The sequence below is a fragment of the Sphingomonas sp. MMS12-HWE2-04 genome (assembly GCF_044881185.1).
Lineage (GTDB): Bacteria > Pseudomonadota > Alphaproteobacteria > Sphingomonadales > Sphingomonadaceae > Sphingomonas.
The window spans coordinates 4,000,782-4,016,892 of the sequence record NZ_CP173254.1; the positions used below are offsets into that span (position 1 = coordinate 4,000,782).

Below are 16,111 nucleotides of genomic sequence, written 5' to 3' on the forward strand. Positions count from 1 at the left end.
CATGGCCAGCCTAGCGATCACCAACAATCCCGACATCCAATTCCTGGGACGCCTGCTCGGCGACGTGATCCGCGCCTATGGCGGCGAGGAACTGTTCAAGCGGATCGAATATATCCGCGCCACCTCGGTCGATCGCCATCGCGGCGTGGCGGGCGCCGGCGACATCGATCGCGGGCTCGATCGGCTCTCGCTCGACGAGACGCTCGATTTCGTCCGCGGCTTCATGCTGTTCTCGATGCTCGCCAACCTTGCCGAGGATCGCCAGGGCGTCGAGACCGAGAAGGATGCCGATCTCGCCTCGGCGCTGCAGCGGCTCGAGAACGAGGGCATCGGCCATGACGCCGTGATGGCGCTGCTCGATCATGCGCTGGTCGTGCCGGTGCTCACCGCGCACCCCACCGAAGTTCGCCGCAAGTCGATGATCGACCACAAGAACCGGATCGCCGAGCTGATGACGCTCAACGATCTCGGCCGCGACGAGACCGAGGATGGCGACAAGGTCGAGGAAGCGATCCTCCGCCAGATCGCCTTGCTGTGGCAAACCCGCGTGCTGCGCCGCGAGAAGCTGGGCGTCGCCGACGAGGTCGAGACCGCGCTCTCCTATCTGCGCGATGTTTTCCTGCCGGTGATCCCGGCGCTCTATGCCCGCTGGGACCGCGCGCTGGGCGAACGCGCGCCCACTTTCCTGCGCACCGGCAACTGGATCGGCGGCGACCGCGACGGCAATCCCTTCGTCACTGCCGATTCGCTGCGGTTGGTGCTCAGCCGCTCGGCCCAGGCGGTGCTCGATTATTATCTCGATGCAGTCCACGCGCTCGGCGCCGAGCTTTCGATCTCGACCGAGCATACCCAGGTCAGCGAGGAAGTGCTCAAGCTTGCCGAGGCGAGCCAGGACGCGGGCAAGAGCCGCGCCGACGAGCCCTATCGCCGCGCGCTCACCGGGATCTATGCCCGGCTTTCGGCGACGTATCAGCTGCTCAGCGGCAAGGCGCCGCCGCGCCCCGCGCCGCTCACCGCCGAGCCCTATGCGACGCCGGGAGAATTTCGCGACGAACTGGTCGCGATCGCGCACGGCCTGGCCGACGAGGGCGATGGGCCGCTGGCGAGCGGCGGTGCGCTCGGGCGGCTGATCCGCGCGGTCGAAACCTTCGGCTTCCACCTCGCCACGCTCGACATGCGCCAGAACAGCGCGATCCATGAGCGCGTGATCGCCGAATTGCTCAAGGCCGGCGGCATCTGCGACGATTATGCGGCGCTGGACGAGGACGCGCGCGTCGCGCTGCTGCGCACCGAGCTGGAGAGCCCGCGGCTGATCACCAGCCCTTATGCCGACTATTCGGAGGAAACCGCCTCGGAGCTGGCGATCGTCCGCGCCGCCGCCGAGGCACATGGCAAATATGGCCGGCAGTGCATCACCCACTACATCGTCTCGATGGCGCAGTCGGTGTCGGACCTGCTCGAGGTCCATGTGCTGCTCAAGGAAGCCGGGCTCTACATCCCCGGCGAGGATCCCCAGGCGCACATCATGGCGATCCCGCTGTTCGAGACGATCGCGGATCTCGAAGGCGCGCCGGCGATCATGGACGCGTGGCTGGGCCTGCCCGAAGTCGCCGCGATCGCCGCCAAGCGCGGCCATCAGGAAGTGATGATCGGCTATTCGGATTCGAACAAGGACGGGGGCTATCTCACCTCGACCTGGCAGCTTTCGCGCGGGTCGACGGCGCTGAAACCCGTGTTCGAGAAGGCGAATATCGCGATGCAGCTGTTCCACGGCCGCGGCGGCGCAGTGGGGCGCGGCGGCGGATCGAGCTTCGCCGCTATCCTCGCCCAGCCGCGCGGGACCGTGCAGGGCCGTATCCGCATCACCGAGCAGGGCGAAGTGATCGCCGCCAAATATGGCACCCGCGCCAGCGCGATGACCAATCTCGAAGCGATGGCGTCGGCGACGTTGCTCGCCAGCCTCGAGCCCGAGCAATTGAGCCCGGCCAATTCGGCGCGCTTCGCCGCGGCGATGGACGAACTCTCGGGCACCGCGTTCAAGGCGTATCGCGGGCTGGTCTACGAGACTGAGGGCTTCCGCACCTTCTTCCGCCAGGCGACTCCGATCGCCGAGATCGCCGGGCTCAAGATCGGATCGCGCCCGGCCAGCCGCAAGAAATCGGACGCGATCGAGGATCTGCGCGCAATTCCCTGGGTATTTAGCTGGGCGCAGGCGCGGGTGATGCTGCCGGGCTGGTACGGCGTCGGCGCGGCGATCGACGCCTTTGCGGACAAGGGGCTGCTCCGCGAAATGGCCAGCGCCTGGCCGTTCTTCGCCTCGGCACTGGCGAACATGGAGCAGGTGCTCGCCAAGTCCGACATGGCGATCGCCAGCCATTATGCCGCGCTGGTCGAGGATGCCGGGCTGCGCGACAGCGTGTTCGGCCGCATCCGCGACGGCTGGCAGCAGACGCATGACGGGCTGCTCCAGGTCACGCGCCAGACCCGGCTGCTCGAAAAACACCCGGCGCTCGACACCTCGATCCGGCTGCGGCTGCCCTATATCGAGCCGCTCAACCTGCTGCAGATCGAGCTGATGAAGCGCCACCGCGCCGGCGAGGAAGACCCGCGGATCGGCGAAGGCATCCTGCTCTCGATCAACGCGATCGCAACGGCGCTGCGCAACAGCGGATGACGTGTCCCCCTCCCTGAAGGGAAGGGGCGGGTCAGGCCAGGAACGGCGCCGCGATCTCCTCGCGGATGCGCGCGAGGCGGCCGGTCGCGCGGTCAATCATGGCCCAGGTGGTGCGGGCCTCGACGCGGATCTTGCCGTCGGCGCCGGTGAACTTCATGTGGCGATCGAAGCGCGCGCCGCGCGGGGGATCGGGCACCCAGGTCTGCGCAGTCACCGTCTCGCCCGCGACGACATTGCCGCGATAATCGATCTCATGCCGGGTCACGACCCAGAAATAGGCCGCGTGATGCTCGGGCGCGGCGACCGCATACCAATGCGCCACCGCGACGTCTTGGATCCACTTAACCCAGACCGCATTGTTGACATGGCCGAGCTCGTCGATGTCGTCGGGGCCGGCCGTGATCGTCTCGCTGTAAACTGCCATGCCGTGAGGCTAACCCGATTGCCCCGCGGCAGGGAAGCGGCGCGTTCGATCGCCCTTATTCGATTGCCTTGCACGCGATCGGCGGCAGGCCCGGCGCGGTGAAGGTCATGTCCGTTCCCTTGGCGCGCAGCTCGTAACCGCCGCCGGCATAGCGGATGCCCGAAGCGGCGGGCTGGCCGCGTAGCACCGCGAGCTGCTTGCCGCCGCGCGAGACGGTGACGCGCTTGTTGTCGGGGTCGAACGCCGCGGCGAGGCGCGACCCGTCCATGCAGCGATAGCGCGCGCTCGAGCGGTTGTCCGCGGTCGGTCCGGGCGTGGGATTTGCCTCGCCCGGGCGCGGCTTGATGTCGGTGTTGCGGATGTGCCAGCGGCGCTGCTCGGCGGTGGCGCCGTCGATGTCGGCGGTGCGGTGGAGGAGGATCGATCCGCGCAGGTTGAACGGCGCGTTGCCCGCCTTGAGCCGGCCATAGACCTGCACCGGCACGGTGACATAGCGCTGCCCGGCGCCCGAATCGACGCGGCCCGGCGCGCCAACCTGTGCGCGATATTCGGAATATTTGGCGAAGCTCGCGGCGAATGCCTGGGGGCTCATGCCGGCAGCGCCGGGCTCCCACAGCTTGTACGCCTGGCCGTATTTGCCTTCGCCGATCAGCGCATAATAGGTCTGGACGACATTCGCGGCGCCCTGCGCGCTGTCTTCGGTGAACGGTGCTTCGCTGACCGGCGTGCGATCGTCGTCGAGTCCGCCCGGCGTGCCGGGCGCCGCGGGAGTTGCTGCGGGAAGCGGCGTGGCGGCGGCGGTGGTCGGCGCTGCTGTGGGCGTCGCCGACCCGGCAGGCGCGGCCTCCCGGATGGGCAGGGTGTCGTTGCGCGTATCGCTATTGCCGGACTGCGACGAGCAGGCGGCGAGCGCGAGAAGCAGGGCTAGGGTGCGCATCCGGACCTCGATAATGACGATGCGTAACGAACGCCGGCCCGGATGCGGGCGTTCCCTCAGTCTGCGAGCGGCTGGTTGCCTTCGAAGCCGAGCCGTTTGACTCCGGCGCGCTTGACCACCGCCAGGACATTGTCGAACCGCTCGTAGCGCGCTTCGGGATCGGTGCGCAGGTGGAGCACTGCCTCGGGATCGCGCTGGAGCGTGGCGAGGGCGCCGGGAAGTGCGGCATCGCGCAGCGGCGCGCCGTCCCAGAACAGAGCGCCGCCGGCATCGATCGCGAGCTGGTGCGGGCGTTCGGCCACGGTTTCGCCGCCGGGCTGCGGCAAGTCGATCGGCACCTTGTGGGTCGCGACCGGGACGCTGAGGATCATCACGATCAGCAGCACCAGCATCACGTCGATGAACGGCGTGACGTTGATCGCATGGAAGGGAATGGGCTCGGCAACGGGGGCAGTGCGGACCATGGCGCCTCTCCTTCATGGTGATGTGATACCGTATCACGAATTGGCGTGATGAAAAGAGGAGGATTTCGCAGCCGATTGCGCCGCGCCTCTCCCGTTCCGCGGCGCGCGCGCCTAGATAGGGGTCAGTGACTTCCCAGCCGATCACCGCCCGTATCGCCGAAGGCGTCGCCTCGATTCCCGCGGAGGAATGGGATGCGTGCGCGGGCAGCGGCAATCCGTTCGTCAGCCATGCCTTTCTGTCGATCCTCGAACGTTCGGGATCGGTGGGGGCAGGAAGCGGCTGGCAGGCGCTGCCGATCCTGGTCGACGGGGCGGACGGGCGCGCCGCGGCGATCGCCCCGGCCTATGCCAAGGCGCATAGCCAGGGCGAATATGTCTTCGACCATGGCTGGGCCGATGCCTGGGAGCGCGCTGGCGGCGACTATTACCCCAAGCTCCAGATCGCCGTGCCGTTCACGCCCGTGCCCGGGCCGCGGCTGCTGCTGCGCGATCCCGCCAAAGCGCCCGCGCTGATCGCGGCGATCGAGGCAGTGACCCAGCAGAACGAACTCTCCTCTGCGCACGTCACCTTTGTCGACGATGCGCAGCTGCCCGAGTTCGAGCGCGCCGGCTGGCTGATCCGCGCCGGCACCCAGTTTCACTGGGCGAATGACGGCTATGGCGGCTTCGACGATTTCCTCGCGGCGCTCGCCAGCCGCAAGCGCAAGGCGATCCGCAAGGAGCGCGCCGCCGCGCTGGAGGGGCTGACCGTTCGCCACCTTACCGGCGCCGAGATCACCGAGGCGCATTGGGACGCCTTCTGGGCATTCTACCAGGACACCGGCGCGCGCAAATGGGGCCACCCCTATCTGACGCGGCCGTTCTTCTCGCTGCTCGGCGCCGAGATGGGCGAGCAGGTGCTGCTGATCCTCGCCGAGCGCGACGGCGTGCCGATCGCCGGCGCGCTCAACCTGATCGGCGGCGATGCGCTCTATGGCCGCTATTGGGGGGCGGTCGAGGAAGTGCCCTTCCTCCATTTCGAGCTGTGCTATTACCAGGCGATCGATGCCGCGATCGCGCGCGGGCTTTCGCGGGTCGAGGCCGGCGCGCAGGGCGAGCACAAGCTGGCGCGCGGCTATGTGCCGGTGACGACCTGGTCGGCGCATTATTTCCCGAACCCCGGCTTTCGCCGCGCCGTCGCCGATTTCCTCGCCCGCGAACGTGCCGCGATCGACAATGAACAGGAATATCTCGCCGAGCTGACGCCCTTTCGGCGCGAGGATTAGCGGCGAGCCTTGTGCTTCGGCGTGGCCCTGTGGGTCGCGGTAGGTGTTGGGGTCGGCGTTGGCGTTACCGTGGGCATCGGGTCGGGGCTCGCCTCGGGCTCGGGCAGGTTGCTGCTCTGGCGGCCGTCGGCGAGGATATAGTCGCGTTCCCAGCGCGGCAGCGTCAGGTCGCCATGCTGGATCACCGGCGCGGGGACGCTGTGATCGACGCGGAACACCACGCTCGAGCCATCGCGCCACACCGGAACCAGCCCCTGCTCGAAGCGCGGATCATAGGCCGGCGGGCGGATCATCCAGACATAGTCGAAGGCATCGCGCGGAAAGCGCGACAGCGCCCAGGCAACCGGCCGCCACCATTCGCGCGGGCATTGCACGTCGGTGACGATTTCGGAGGGATCATGAGCGAAGCGCTTCGCCGGGGCATAATGGACGGTGAGCAGCTGGCCGCCCGCCATCGACCACTGATCGTTGGTATAGGCCAGCCGCCGTTCGAGCGCGAGCGCGGGCACGTGCTGCAGCCGCGTCATCTTCCACTCGTTATAGCAGGTCTCGCCGACGAAGCTGACCAGCTTGGCGCCCACGGGCACGTGCTCGAGCGCCTTCAGCTCGCGGTCATAGGCCTTGTCGTAGAGCAGGAAGCTGTAGGTCGTCGCGCCGATGCGGACGAGGAAGAAAGCGAGGCCCAGCGCGGCGACGGTCGCGGCGCCGCGGATCGACAGGCCCGGCTTGGGCCGGATCGCGATGATCCCGATCGCCAACAGATAGGGGACAAGCCGCATATCGGCATAGGCCGATCCGAACACGATCCGCGGCAGCAGGATATAGACCGCGAGCAGGAACAGCCCGGACAGCGTCAGGTTGCGCGAATATTGGAGATTGGGGTCGCGCACCGCCTTGAGCAGCAGCAGGAACAGCACGCCGATCGAGGCCAGGTCGAACAGCTGCCAGCGATCGCGGAACACCTGGACCACCCATAGGGTCTTGGCGCGCCAGTTGAACCAGTCGCCGGTCTGGCCCGAGACATGCCCGCCCGAGCGCCACAGCACCATCAGCACTGCCGGCGGCGCAAGCACCAAGCATTGCACGCCGGCATAGATCGCCGGGAGCAGCCAGGCGCGGACGAGATCGCGGTACCAGGGGATTTCGCGGCGACGGCCGAGATCGTGATAACGGATCAGCTCGGCCGAGAAGGCGAGCACGCCGAGCAGCCCCCAACCAAAGGTGTGGCAGATCCAGATCAGCACCGAGATCGGCAGGAACACCATCGACCGGAAGCCGAACTTGCCCAGCCGGCCGAGGCGCAGCCACCAGCCAAAGGCGAGCAGCGCCAGCGCCATCGACAGCGCGAAATTGACGAAGCCGAAATGGAACGGAAAGGCGTAGGCGAGCGGCAGCGCGAACAGCGCGGTCGCGGGGATGCGCCCGTGCACTTCGCGGGCGATCATCAACAGCCCGGCGACGGTCATCGCGGGGATGGTGATGATGATGAGCTTCACCGCGAGCTCGAGCCCGAAGAGATGATGGAGCGGGATGATCAGCAGATCGACCCCGAGATTGCCCATCAGGCTCCAGCGGAAGTCATACCATTCGTGTAGCCAGGGCGTCTGGTCGTAGACGAGCTGGACGCGATAGCGCCCCATATGCCCGGGCAGGTCGACCAAAGGCGGGATATCGGGCCAGAGCAGCGGCAGCGTCGCGACCAAGGTCGCGACGAGTACGAACCACCGTGTTTGCCACCAATGCCGCGCGTCGCCCCTGTCCATCCGCGCGGCTTTACGCGCGGCAGGGCCTCTGCCGCAAGCCACCCGTCAGCGGGTGACGCGCCATACCAGCATGGGCGAATCCTGCAGCGGCACGGGTTCTAGCCAGTCGAAGCGTTCGCCGCGTTCCAGCCGGGCCCAGAAGCCGTTCGGAGCGACCCTCTTGTAGAGCTCGGTCTCGTTGCCGCCGGGGCAGCCAGCGACATAGTCTGCGCGGCTTTCGCGCACCAGGCGATGCGCCTGTTCGGGTGCCCCGGTGAAGGTGACCAGCACCCGGCGGATGGCGAGATCATTGCGGTGATAGCCGCTGGCGATGGCGCGGTGGCGGCTGGTGGCAAGCAGCGCGGGGGTCATTTCCAGCGGCGTGAACAGCGTCGCCGCGGGGATATGCGCGAGATCGCCGGCCTCGCGATTGTCGTTCTGGCACCAGGCGCGGCGGGCACCGGCAGCGGCTTCGCGCTCCTTGACGGCCGCGGGGCGGGGGTGGGCAAGGAAGGGCACGCTTGCGACAAGCCCGGGCGATGCGGCGACAAGCGCCAGCGCCGTCGCCCCGACGCGCTTCAAGGGTGATTCGACGGCGCGCGCACGCGTCAGCAGCGCGTGGAGCAGCCAGGCGCCGCCGGGGACCGCGAGCGCGTTGGCGGTGCCGCCGGTGCGGACGACGAGCAGCGACAGGCCGAACGCTAGCAGCGCTACTGCGAGCATCATCGTCCACAAGACCCGCTTCTCGCCCTGCGATGCACGCCAGGCCAATACGCCGCCGACGAGCCCCGAAGTCGGGAAGGCGATGGTCATCACGGCCATCGGCAGCCGTTGCTCCCACACCGGCATGCCTTCGAGGACGTTGCGGTACCAGAGCTGGTAGACGATCGGGTCGAGCGTTCCGAACGGGCCCTTGAGGCAGAGCGGAGCGATCACGATGAGCGTCGCCAGCGTCGCGGCGCCGGCGAGCGCCAGCAACGCCAGCCGAAGGATCCGCGAGGGCGTCGGAAGCAGCAGCGTCGCGCTGGCGCCGAGCACAGCGACGCCCAGCGCCGCGATCCAGTTCGGCGCGATCGCGTCGCAGGCCGGCGCCCAGAAACCTGGGCCGCGCGTGGCGAGATGGAGCAGCACGACGGTGCCGAGCATCGACCAGAGCGCCGCGAGCGCCTGCGGCCGGCGCGTCGGATCGGCGACCCAGGCGAGCAGCATCACGCCGAGGATCACCGCCGTGATCGGAAGGCCTTCGAGCGAGATGGTGAGCAGCGTCGCAAGCGCCGCACCGATCGCGGCGCCGCTGCGCGCGCTCGGCCTGGCAAGCAAGGCGGCCATGGCGGCGAGGGCAAGCGCGATCTGCCAGCCATGATGATCGATCCGCATCGGGCGGAGCTGGAAAAGCAGCGGGACGGAGAGCGGCGCGACCAGCACCGCAAGCCGCGCGGGCTCGATCCCGGCCAGCCGGCGCGTCAGGGTGGCGGCGAGCGCCATCACGGCAAGGAGCGTGAGAAGGGGGACCAGTACCAGCGCGACGCGCGTCGATGCCGCCGGGCCGATCATCGGATCGAGCAGCGCCATCGATGCCGCGAGCGGCAGATCGACCAGCCGCGACCAGTGCATCGCGAAAGCGCCGCCCCATAGACGGTGCTGGCTGACGTCCCACCAGCTTTGCCCAGCCAGCCAATCGCGCACTTCGAGCAGGCGCATCGGATCGTCGGGATCGGAGAACCACAGATGGACGATCTGCGGCAGCGAGACGAGCGTCAGGACCAGCGCGGCGACGACCCAGCCGGACAGTATCGCCGGCCAGAGCCGGTCGCGGGTCATGCTACCTTCAGCCGCCCCGGCACCTGGCGTTCGGATGCCAGCGCCGCCCGCTCACCCTCGGTGCCGAACTCGTGATATTCGGCGTCCTCGTTGACGTTCCAGACGTCGTAGATGCGCGCGCCGGCCTCGATATTGCGGACCGTGAGCATCGCGGTCATCATCGCGTGATCCTGGTTGTTGTAGCGATGCATGCCGTTGCGGCCGACCAGGTGCAGCGTCGGGTAGCGCGCCTCCAGCTCGACGCGTAGCGCCTCGACATTGTCGCGATAGCTTTCGTCATAGACGGGATAGGCCTTTTCCTGGCGGACCACCGCCCCGCCGACGACGCTTGCCGGATCGGCAAGGCCAAGCTGGGCGAGCTCGCGCGTGGCGAGCGCGATGAGGTCGGCGTCCGATGACGACCACAGGCCATCGCCTTCGAAGCAGAAATATTCGAGGCCGACACAGGCGATGTCGGCGTCGGGGACCATCTCGGGTGACCAGCTGCGGAAATTCTGGACGCGGCCGACCTTCACGCGCGGATCGTGGATGTAAATCCAATTGTCCGGGAACAGGTCTTCGGAGCGGATCATCAACGCGACGGTGAGGAAGTCGCGATAGTGGAGGTCCATCGCGGCTGGGATCGCCTGGGGCAGCGGCTGGATGCGCCCGGCAAGCTCGCGCATCGGCGCCGAGGAGATGACGTGCGCGGCATTGATCGAGACGGTTTCGTCGCCGTGCGTCGCCTGAACCGTCCAGCGGCCGGTCTGGTCGTTGAAGGCCATCGCCTTGAGCGCATGATCCATCAGCACGCGGTTGCCGCCCTCGACCACGCGGTCGCGCGCGGCGTCCCACATCATCCCGGGGCCCTTGCGCGGATAGCGGAAGGTCTCGAGCAAGGTCTTGGTCGCCATGCCGTCATTGGGCGTCTTGTTGAGCCCGAGCGAGCGCTTGAGCCCGTCGAGCACGGCCTTGCCGAGGCTCAGCCCCTTGATCCGTTGAGCCGCCCAATCGGCCGACATTGCGTCGCACGGCATCCCCCACACCTTCTCGGTATAGGTCTTGAAGAAGATCGAATAGAGCTTGTGGCCGAACTGGTTGACCACCCAATCCTCGAAGCTCTTCACGTCCTTCTTGGGGAAAAGCTTGGCCTTGGCATAGCTGGCCATGCACAAGGTCGAGGTCCACACGCCGAGGTTCATCAGCGCTTCGAACGCGCGCAGCGGATAGCTGTAGAATTTGCCGCCATAGAAGATGCGGCTCATCCGCGGCCGCTCGATGAAGTCGTCCGGCAGGATCTCGTTCCAGAGATCGACCACTTCCTTCGACTTCGAGAAGAACCGATGCCCGCCGATATCGAAGCGAAACCCTTGATGCTCTACGGTGCGGCTGATGCCGCCGACATAGACCGCGTCCTTCTCGATCACCACGACCGAGCGGCCGGCCTTGGTCAGCAGATACGCGGCGGTCAGCCCGGCCGGGCCAGCGCCGATGATCGCGACGTCGACGGCATTCGTGGAGGCAGCCATTGAGAATCCCCATGCAAGTGCACGGGGTGATGCCGTTCCAAGCGCTAAAGTCTGGTTAACGGGAGGCTAAGAGCCCCCCGTTGCGCGATCAGCCGTCGCGGCGACCGAGCAGGCGGAGACGCAGCGCGTTCAGCTTGATGAAGCCTGCCGCGTCGCGCTGGTCATAGGCGCCCTGATCGTCCTCGAAGGTGACGACCTTCTCGCTGTAGAGCGTGTAGGGCGACTTGCGGCCGACGACATAGACTCCGCCCTTGTAGAGCTTGAGCCGGACGGTGCCGGTAACCTTTTCCTGGCTGTGGTCGATCGCGGCCTGGAGCATCTCGCGCTCGGGGGCGAACCAGAAGCCGTTATAGATCAGTTCGGCATAGCGCGGCATCAGCTCGTCCTTGAGATGCGCCGCGCCGCGGTCGAGCGTGATCTGCTCGATGCCGCGATGCGCGAGGTGATAGATCGTGCCGCCCGGCGTCTCGTACATGCCGCGCGACTTCATGCCGACGAAGCGGTTCTCGACCAGGTCGAGCCGGCCGATGCCGTGCTTGCGGCCGAGCTCGTTGAGCTTGGTGAGCAAGGTTGCCGGGCTGACGCCCTCGCCGTTCAGCGCGACGCCGTCGCCGCGCTCGAAATCGATCGTGATATATTCGGGCGCGTCAGGCGCGTCCTCGGGGCTGACCGTGCGCGAGAAGACGTAATCGGGCACTTCCTCCCACGGATCCTCGAGCACCTTGCCCTCGGACGAAGTGTGGAGAAGGTTGGCGTCGGTCGAGAAGGGCGCTTCGCCGCGCTTGTCCTTGGCGACCTGGATCTGGTGCGCTTCCGCGAACTCGATCAGCCGGGTGCGGCTGGTCAGGTCCCACTCGCGCCACGGCGCGATCACCTTGATGTCGGGCGCGAGCGCGTAATAGCCGAGCTCGAAGCGGACCTGGTCGTTGCCCTTGCCGGTGGCGCCGTGGCTGACCGCATCGGCGCCGACCATCCGCGCGATCTCGATCTGGCGCTTGGCGATCAGCGGGCGCGCGATCGAGGTGCCGAGCAGATACAGGCCTTCGTACATCGCGTTCGCGCGCATCATCGGGAAGACGAAGTCACGCACGAACTCCTCGCGCAGATCGTCGATGAAGATGTGCTCGGGCTTGACGCCCGCCTGCTCGGCCTTGCGCCGCGCGGGCTCGAGCTCCTCGCCCTGGCCGAGATCGGCAGTGAAGGTCACCACCTCGCAATTATAGGTCTGCTGGAGCCATTTCAGGATCACGCTGGTATCGAGCCCGCCCGAATAGGCGAGGACGACCCGATTGATTCCGGCCTCGCCGGCAGGGCGGTTGATCTGATCGGACATGAAGCAACTCCGGAATTCTGGGATTTGCGCGCGCTCTAGGGTCCACGGGCCGCGGGTGCAACTAGCGGGTTGGGGTGTTCTCGGGCGCGGGCGGCCATTCGCGGACGCGCACTTCGCGCTGCGCGGTCGGGATGGTTATGCCGTGTTCCTTGAACAGCAGCCACAGCCGGTTGAGCACGTCGCTCTTCACATTGCCGACGCCGCTCTGCGGATCGCTGATCCAGCACAAGATCTCGTGCTGCACGCCATTCTCGCCGAACGCGGTCAGCCAGACATTGGACTTGGGATTGTCGAGCACCCGGCTGCTCTCCACTGCGGCGCGCAGCATCAGTTCCTGCGCCAGCGTGAGGTCGCAGTCATAGGCTACCGTGACGGGGATGCGCACGCGGACGTTGCGATCGGTGTAGGACCAGTTCTCCACTTCCTGAGTCATCAGATTCTCGTTCGGAATCAGATGCTCCTTGCCGTCGCGCGTGATCACCGAAACCGCACGCACGCCGATCTTGTTCACCCAGCCGAAGCTGTCGCCCACCACGATCACGTCGCCCGGCTTGATCGACCGGTCCATCAGCAGGATGATCCCGGCGATCAGGTTGCCGACGGTCTTTTGCAGGCCGAAGCCGACCGCCAGGCCAAGCGCGCCCGAGAAGACCGTGAACGCCGTCAGGTCGATCTGCAGCAGATCGACGCCGATGAAGAAGGCGAGGATCACCACGGCGATCCCGGCGAGCTTCTGAAACAGCAATTTCTGCGTCGGATCGAACCCGCGCGCCTGGCCGATCAGATGGCCGAGGATGCGGTTGACCAGCCGCACTCCTGCATAAAGCAGCAACATCGTGAGACCGAAGGTCAGCGCCGACAGCAAGGTGAAGTTGCGCGATCCGACACGTACGCCGACCCGGCCGAGCACCTCCTCGACCACCGAGAAGCCGCCGATCGCATGGCTCAGCACCGCCGTGAAGGCGAGCCCCGCGAGCATCCAGGCCAGCCAGCGCGGCAGCCCCAGAATGCGCAGCACCGCAAGCGCGAGCATCGCCACGGCGCTGGCCTCGGCGAGGCCAATCAGCAGCGCGGCGAGCGGCTGCCACGGCCAGGCGACGGCGATCAGGGCAAGCAGGATCGTCGCGACGAGCCAGCGGACGATCCGGCACACGCGCGGCTGAAACCCAGCGGGCGGATCGCTGAGATGGCTCGTCCAGAATGCGGCAATGTGGCCGCCCAGCCGCCGCCCGGCGAACCAGCCGAGCATCAGCGCCAGCGCAGCGAGCCCGGCGCCGAGCGCGGCCTCTGTCAGTTCGGCGGCGTCGGGCAGGTTGTGACCCGCCAGCCAGGCGCCGAGCCGCTCCATCAGCCGCGCGCCGCCGCGAACCTGTCCAACCCCGCGGCAAGATCCGCAATCAGGTCGTCGGGGTCTTCCAGGCCGATCTGCAACCGCACGACCGGCCCTTCGGCTTCCCAGCGCGTCGCGCTGCGGTGGCGCTGCGGGTCGATCGGCAACGCCAGGCTCTCATAGCCGCCCCAGCTGAAGCCGATGCCGAAATGCGCCAACCCGTCGATCAGCGCGGCGCGCGCCGCTTCGTCGCCGCCGTTCAACACGAAGGAGAACAGGCCCGAGGCGCCTTTGAAGTCGCGAACGAACAGCGCATGGCCGGGGCAGCCCGGCAGCGCGGGGTGCAGCACTCGCGCGACTTCGGGCCGCGTCTCCAGCCAGCGAGCGATCTGCAGCGCCGCCGCGCCATGCTGGCGCAGCCGCACCGCCATCGTGCGCAGCCCACGCGCACCGAGCCACGCGTCATCGGGGCTGGTGTGCTGGCCAAGCTGGTAGGTCATGCTGCGCAGCCGGCCATACTGGCCTGGCCCCGCGGTAACCGATCCGAGCATCACGTCCGAATGGCCGACGATGTATTTGGTGCAGGCGAGGATCGAATAGTCGACCCCCAGCGCAATCGTCGGGAGCAGCAGCGGCGTCGCCCAAGTATTGTCGATCATCGTGGTGATCCCACGCTGCTTCGCCACGGCGACGATCGCAGGGATGTCCTGCACTTCGAAGGTCAGGCTGCCCGGGCTTTCGAGGAAGATCGCCCTGGTGCGCTCGCTGCACAGCTCCGCGATGCCCGCGCCGATCAGCGGATCATAGTAGCGCGTGGTAATGCCCATCCGCTTGAGCAGCCCGTTGGCGAAGTTGCGCGTCGGATCATAGGCGCTGTCGACCAGCAGCAATTCGTCGCCCGGCTCGAGCACCGCGAGCAGGGCAGTGGTTACCGCCGCAACGCCCGAGGGATAGAGCAAGGTGCCTTCGGCGCCGGGTTCGAGTTCGTTAAGCGCCTCGGCGAGCGACCATTGGGTCGGGGTGCCGCGCCGGCCGTAGAACAGCTTGTGGTGGGTGTCGCCGGCGCCGCGCGCGCGCAGTTCGGCGACTAAGTCGTAGAGGATCGTCGATGCGCGCCACACCGGCGGATTGACGATGCCCTGGGTCCATTCGGGCCGCCGTCCCGCCGAAACGATCCTGGTCGCGTCCTTCTCGTCGCTCATGCCGGCCCCATTGCCTTGGGCGTTGCGGGTTCGGCGCCCCATTCGGACCAGCTGCCGTCGTAGAGCGCGGCGTGATGGCCGAGCAGATGCGCGGCGAAGGCGATGATCGCGGCGGTGATTCCCGAGCCGCAGGTCGTCACCAGCGGCTTGGCCGGGTCGATCCCCGCCTCGGCGAACGTGGCGGCGATTGCGTCGCGCGTCTTCCACGTGCCTTCGGGCGTGAAGAAGTGGCCATAGGGGATGTTCTTGGCGCCCGGGATGTGGCCCGCGGCGCAGTCCTTGCGCGGGTCCGGCTCCTCGCCGGTGAAGCGTGCGGCTGAGCGGGCGTCGACGACCTGTTCGGCGCCGCTCTCCAGATTGGCCCGCATCTCGGCGAGTGTGCGCTTGCCGGTTCGCGGTGCGCTCGCGGTGAAGCTGCTCACCGAGGCGGGGGGCACCGGTCCGGCCTGGACCGGCAGGCTCTCGCGCAGCCATTTGGCCAGGCCACCGTCGAGCAGCGATGCTTCGACGCCGAACCTGCCGAGCACCCACCAGGCGCGGCAGGCGGTGTGGTGCGGCCCGTTGTCATAGAGGACGACGCGCGTTTCCGGCGTGACGCCGAGCGCGGCCATCCGCGCCTCGAACAGGGCGCGCGGCGGCAGCATCGAAGGCAGCGGATCCGCGGCATCGATCAGCGTATCGAGATCGAGATACCGCGCGCCCGGGATATGCGCGCGCTCGAAATTGAGCCGCGGATCGCTCGGCGGCGCACCGGGGATCGTCGACGTATAGCTCGCATCGAGCACCAGCAGATCGCCGCTTCCCAGCGCGCCTGCCAGCCATTGGGTCGTGACCAGGGCTTCCATTCGTCGCCTTCTAGGCAGGGCGGGGAGTGGCGTCGAGCCTCCAGCGCGCCTACATGGCTGGCATGGAACCCAAGCATCTAGGCCAGACCTCGTCGCTTCCCGCCTCGCCGGAGGCAGCCGAGCTCGATTACGTCCCCAATCCGCGGCTTGGCACGCGCTATCTGGTGCGCTTTGCCGTGCCCGAATTCACCTCGCTGTGCCCGATCACCGGCGCGCCAGACTTCGCGCATCTCGTCATCGACTATGTCCCGAACGCGACGATCGTCGAATCCAAGTCGCTCAAGCTGTTCCTCGGATCGTTCCGCAACCACGGCGCCTTCCACGAGGATTGCACCGTCGGGATCGGGGCGCGGCTGTTCGACGAGATGCAGCCGGAGTGGCTCCGGATCGGCGGCTATTGGTTCCCGCGCGGCGGCATCCCGATCGACGTCTTCTGGCAATCGGGCGAGCCCCCCAAGGGCGTGTGGATCCCGCCGCAGGACGTGCCGGGATATCGCGGGCGAGGCTGAACCCCAGATTTACAACGCTTCGGCGCAGGTGTACCTATGTTGCGGCGCAGCACGGCG

13 protein-coding genes are annotated in these 16,111 nt (G+C 67.5%); 3 read left to right on the top strand and 10 right to left on the bottom strand.

Going from position 1 to position 16,111, the window contains the following annotated elements:
• Position 1: 1 nt before the first annotated feature.
• On the top strand, positions 2–2,674 hold the full coding sequence (ppc, locus tag AB2M62_RS19110; protein ID WP_404336380.1) for a phosphoenolpyruvate carboxylase: 2,673 nt from the start codon (positions 2–4) through the stop codon (positions 2,672–2,674).
• Between the two features lie 31 nt (positions 2,675–2,705).
• Here the strand turns inward: ppc and AB2M62_RS19115 are convergent, their stop codons facing one another.
• Genes AB2M62_RS19115 through AB2M62_RS19125 form a run of 3 tightly spaced genes read right to left on the bottom strand, consistent with a single transcriptional unit; the run spans position 2,706 to position 4,499 of the window.
• Positions 2,706–3,098: an acyl-CoA thioesterase gene (locus tag AB2M62_RS19115; protein WP_404336382.1), complete on the bottom strand. Its 393-nt coding sequence runs from the start codon at positions 3,096–3,098 to the stop codon at positions 2,706–2,708.
• Between the two features lie 55 nt (positions 3,099–3,153).
• Complete coding sequence (locus tag AB2M62_RS19120) at positions 3,154–4,035, bottom strand: MliC family protein (protein WP_404336384.1); 882 nt, start codon at positions 4,033–4,035, stop codon at positions 3,154–3,156.
• Between the two features lie 56 nt (positions 4,036–4,091).
• Positions 4,092–4,499 carry an ExbD/TolR family protein gene (locus tag AB2M62_RS19125; protein WP_404336386.1) on the bottom strand — a complete coding sequence of 136 codons (408 nt, stop codon included), beginning with the start codon at positions 4,497–4,499 and terminating at the stop codon, positions 4,092–4,094.
• 125 nt (positions 4,500–4,624) lie between these two features.
• On the opposite strand from AB2M62_RS19125, the gene AB2M62_RS19130 reads away from it, so the two are divergent.
• Positions 4,625–5,764: a GNAT family N-acetyltransferase gene (locus tag AB2M62_RS19130; protein WP_404336388.1), complete on the top strand. Its 1,140-nt coding sequence runs from the start codon at positions 4,625–4,627 to the stop codon at positions 5,762–5,764.
• Here AB2M62_RS19130 and AB2M62_RS19135 read toward each other — a convergent pair.
• The 7 genes from AB2M62_RS19135 to AB2M62_RS19165 all read right to left on the bottom strand — a co-directional run bounded on the left by AB2M62_RS19135 (position 5,761) and on the right by AB2M62_RS19165 (position 15,545).
• On the bottom strand, positions 5,761–7,527 hold the full coding sequence (locus AB2M62_RS19135) for a hypothetical protein (RefSeq protein WP_404336390.1): 1,767 nt from the start codon (positions 7,525–7,527) through the stop codon (positions 5,761–5,763). The genes AB2M62_RS19130 and AB2M62_RS19135 overlap by 4 nt on opposite strands.
• Before the next feature lie 45 nt (positions 7,528–7,572).
• Positions 7,573–9,327: a hypothetical protein gene (locus AB2M62_RS19140; RefSeq protein WP_404336392.1), complete on the bottom strand. Its 1,755-nt coding sequence runs from the start codon at positions 9,325–9,327 to the stop codon at positions 7,573–7,575.
• Entirely contained in the window at positions 9,324–10,835 is a 1,512-nt protein-coding gene (locus AB2M62_RS19145) for an NAD(P)/FAD-dependent oxidoreductase (RefSeq protein WP_404336394.1), read from the bottom strand. Before AB2M62_RS19145 ends, AB2M62_RS19140 begins: the two co-directional genes overlap by 4 nt.
• Positions 10,836–10,923: 88 nt before the next feature.
• Entirely contained in the window at positions 10,924–12,168 is a 1,245-nt protein-coding gene (locus tag AB2M62_RS19150) for an argininosuccinate synthase (RefSeq protein ID WP_404336395.1), read from the bottom strand.
• A gap of 61 nt (positions 12,169–12,229) precedes the next feature.
• Positions 12,230–13,516, bottom strand: a complete 1,287-nt coding sequence (locus AB2M62_RS19155) for a mechanosensitive ion channel family protein (RefSeq protein ID WP_404336397.1) — start codon at positions 13,514–13,516, stop codon at positions 12,230–12,232.
• Positions 13,516–14,700, bottom strand: coding sequence for a cystathionine beta-lyase (gene metC, locus AB2M62_RS19160; protein ID WP_404336398.1), 1,185 nt, complete (start codon positions 14,698–14,700; stop codon positions 13,516–13,518). The genes AB2M62_RS19155 and metC overlap by 1 nt, the downstream gene beginning before the upstream one ends.
• On the bottom strand, positions 14,697–15,545 hold the full coding sequence (locus AB2M62_RS19165) for a sulfurtransferase (protein ID WP_404336400.1): 849 nt from the start codon (positions 15,543–15,545) through the stop codon (positions 14,697–14,699). Before AB2M62_RS19165 ends, metC begins: the two co-directional genes overlap by 4 nt.
• Positions 15,546–15,607: 62 nt before the next feature.
• Here AB2M62_RS19165 and queF point away from each other — a divergent pair, with 62 nt between their 5' ends.
• The gene (gene queF, locus AB2M62_RS19170) at positions 15,608–16,054 is read left to right on the top strand and encodes a preQ(1) synthase (protein ID WP_404340035.1); all 447 of its coding nucleotides are present in this window, start codon (positions 15,608–15,610) and stop codon (positions 16,052–16,054) included.
• The last annotated feature ends 57 nt before the right edge of the window (positions 16,055–16,111 follow it).

Coding starts and splice junctions, on each gene's coding strand:
- ppc (WP_404336380.1), top strand. CDS start 2: ATGGCCAGCCTAGCGATCACCAACAATCCCGACATCCAATTCCTGGGA.
- AB2M62_RS19115 (WP_404336382.1), bottom strand. CDS start 3,098: ATGGCAGTTTACAGCGAGACGATCACGGCCGGCCCCGACGACATCGAC.
- AB2M62_RS19120 (WP_404336384.1), bottom strand. CDS start 4,035: ATGCGCACCCTAGCCCTGCTTCTCGCGCTCGCCGCCTGCTCGTCGCAG.
- AB2M62_RS19125 (WP_404336386.1), bottom strand. CDS start 4,499: ATGGTCCGCACTGCCCCCGTTGCCGAGCCCATTCCCTTCCATGCGATC.
- AB2M62_RS19135 (WP_404336390.1), bottom strand. CDS start 7,527: ATGGACAGGGGCGACGCGCGGCATTGGTGGCAAACACGGTGGTTCGTA.
- AB2M62_RS19140 (WP_404336392.1), bottom strand. CDS start 9,327: ATGACCCGCGACCGGCTCTGGCCGGCGATACTGTCCGGCTGGGTCGTC.
- AB2M62_RS19145 (WP_404336394.1), bottom strand. CDS start 10,835: ATGGCTGCCTCCACGAATGCCGTCGACGTCGCGATCATCGGCGCTGGC.
- AB2M62_RS19150 (WP_404336395.1), bottom strand. CDS start 12,168: ATGTCCGATCAGATCAACCGCCCTGCCGGCGAGGCCGGAATCAATCGG.
- AB2M62_RS19155 (WP_404336397.1), bottom strand. CDS start 13,516: ATGGAGCGGCTCGGCGCCTGGCTGGCGGGTCACAACCTGCCCGACGCC.
- metC (WP_404336398.1), bottom strand. CDS start 14,700: ATGAGCGACGAGAAGGACGCGACCAGGATCGTTTCGGCGGGACGGCGG.
- AB2M62_RS19165 (WP_404336400.1), bottom strand. CDS start 15,545: ATGGAAGCCCTGGTCACGACCCAATGGCTGGCAGGCGCGCTGGGAAGC.
- queF (WP_404340035.1), top strand. CDS start 15,608: ATGGAACCCAAGCATCTAGGCCAGACCTCGTCGCTTCCCGCCTCGCCG.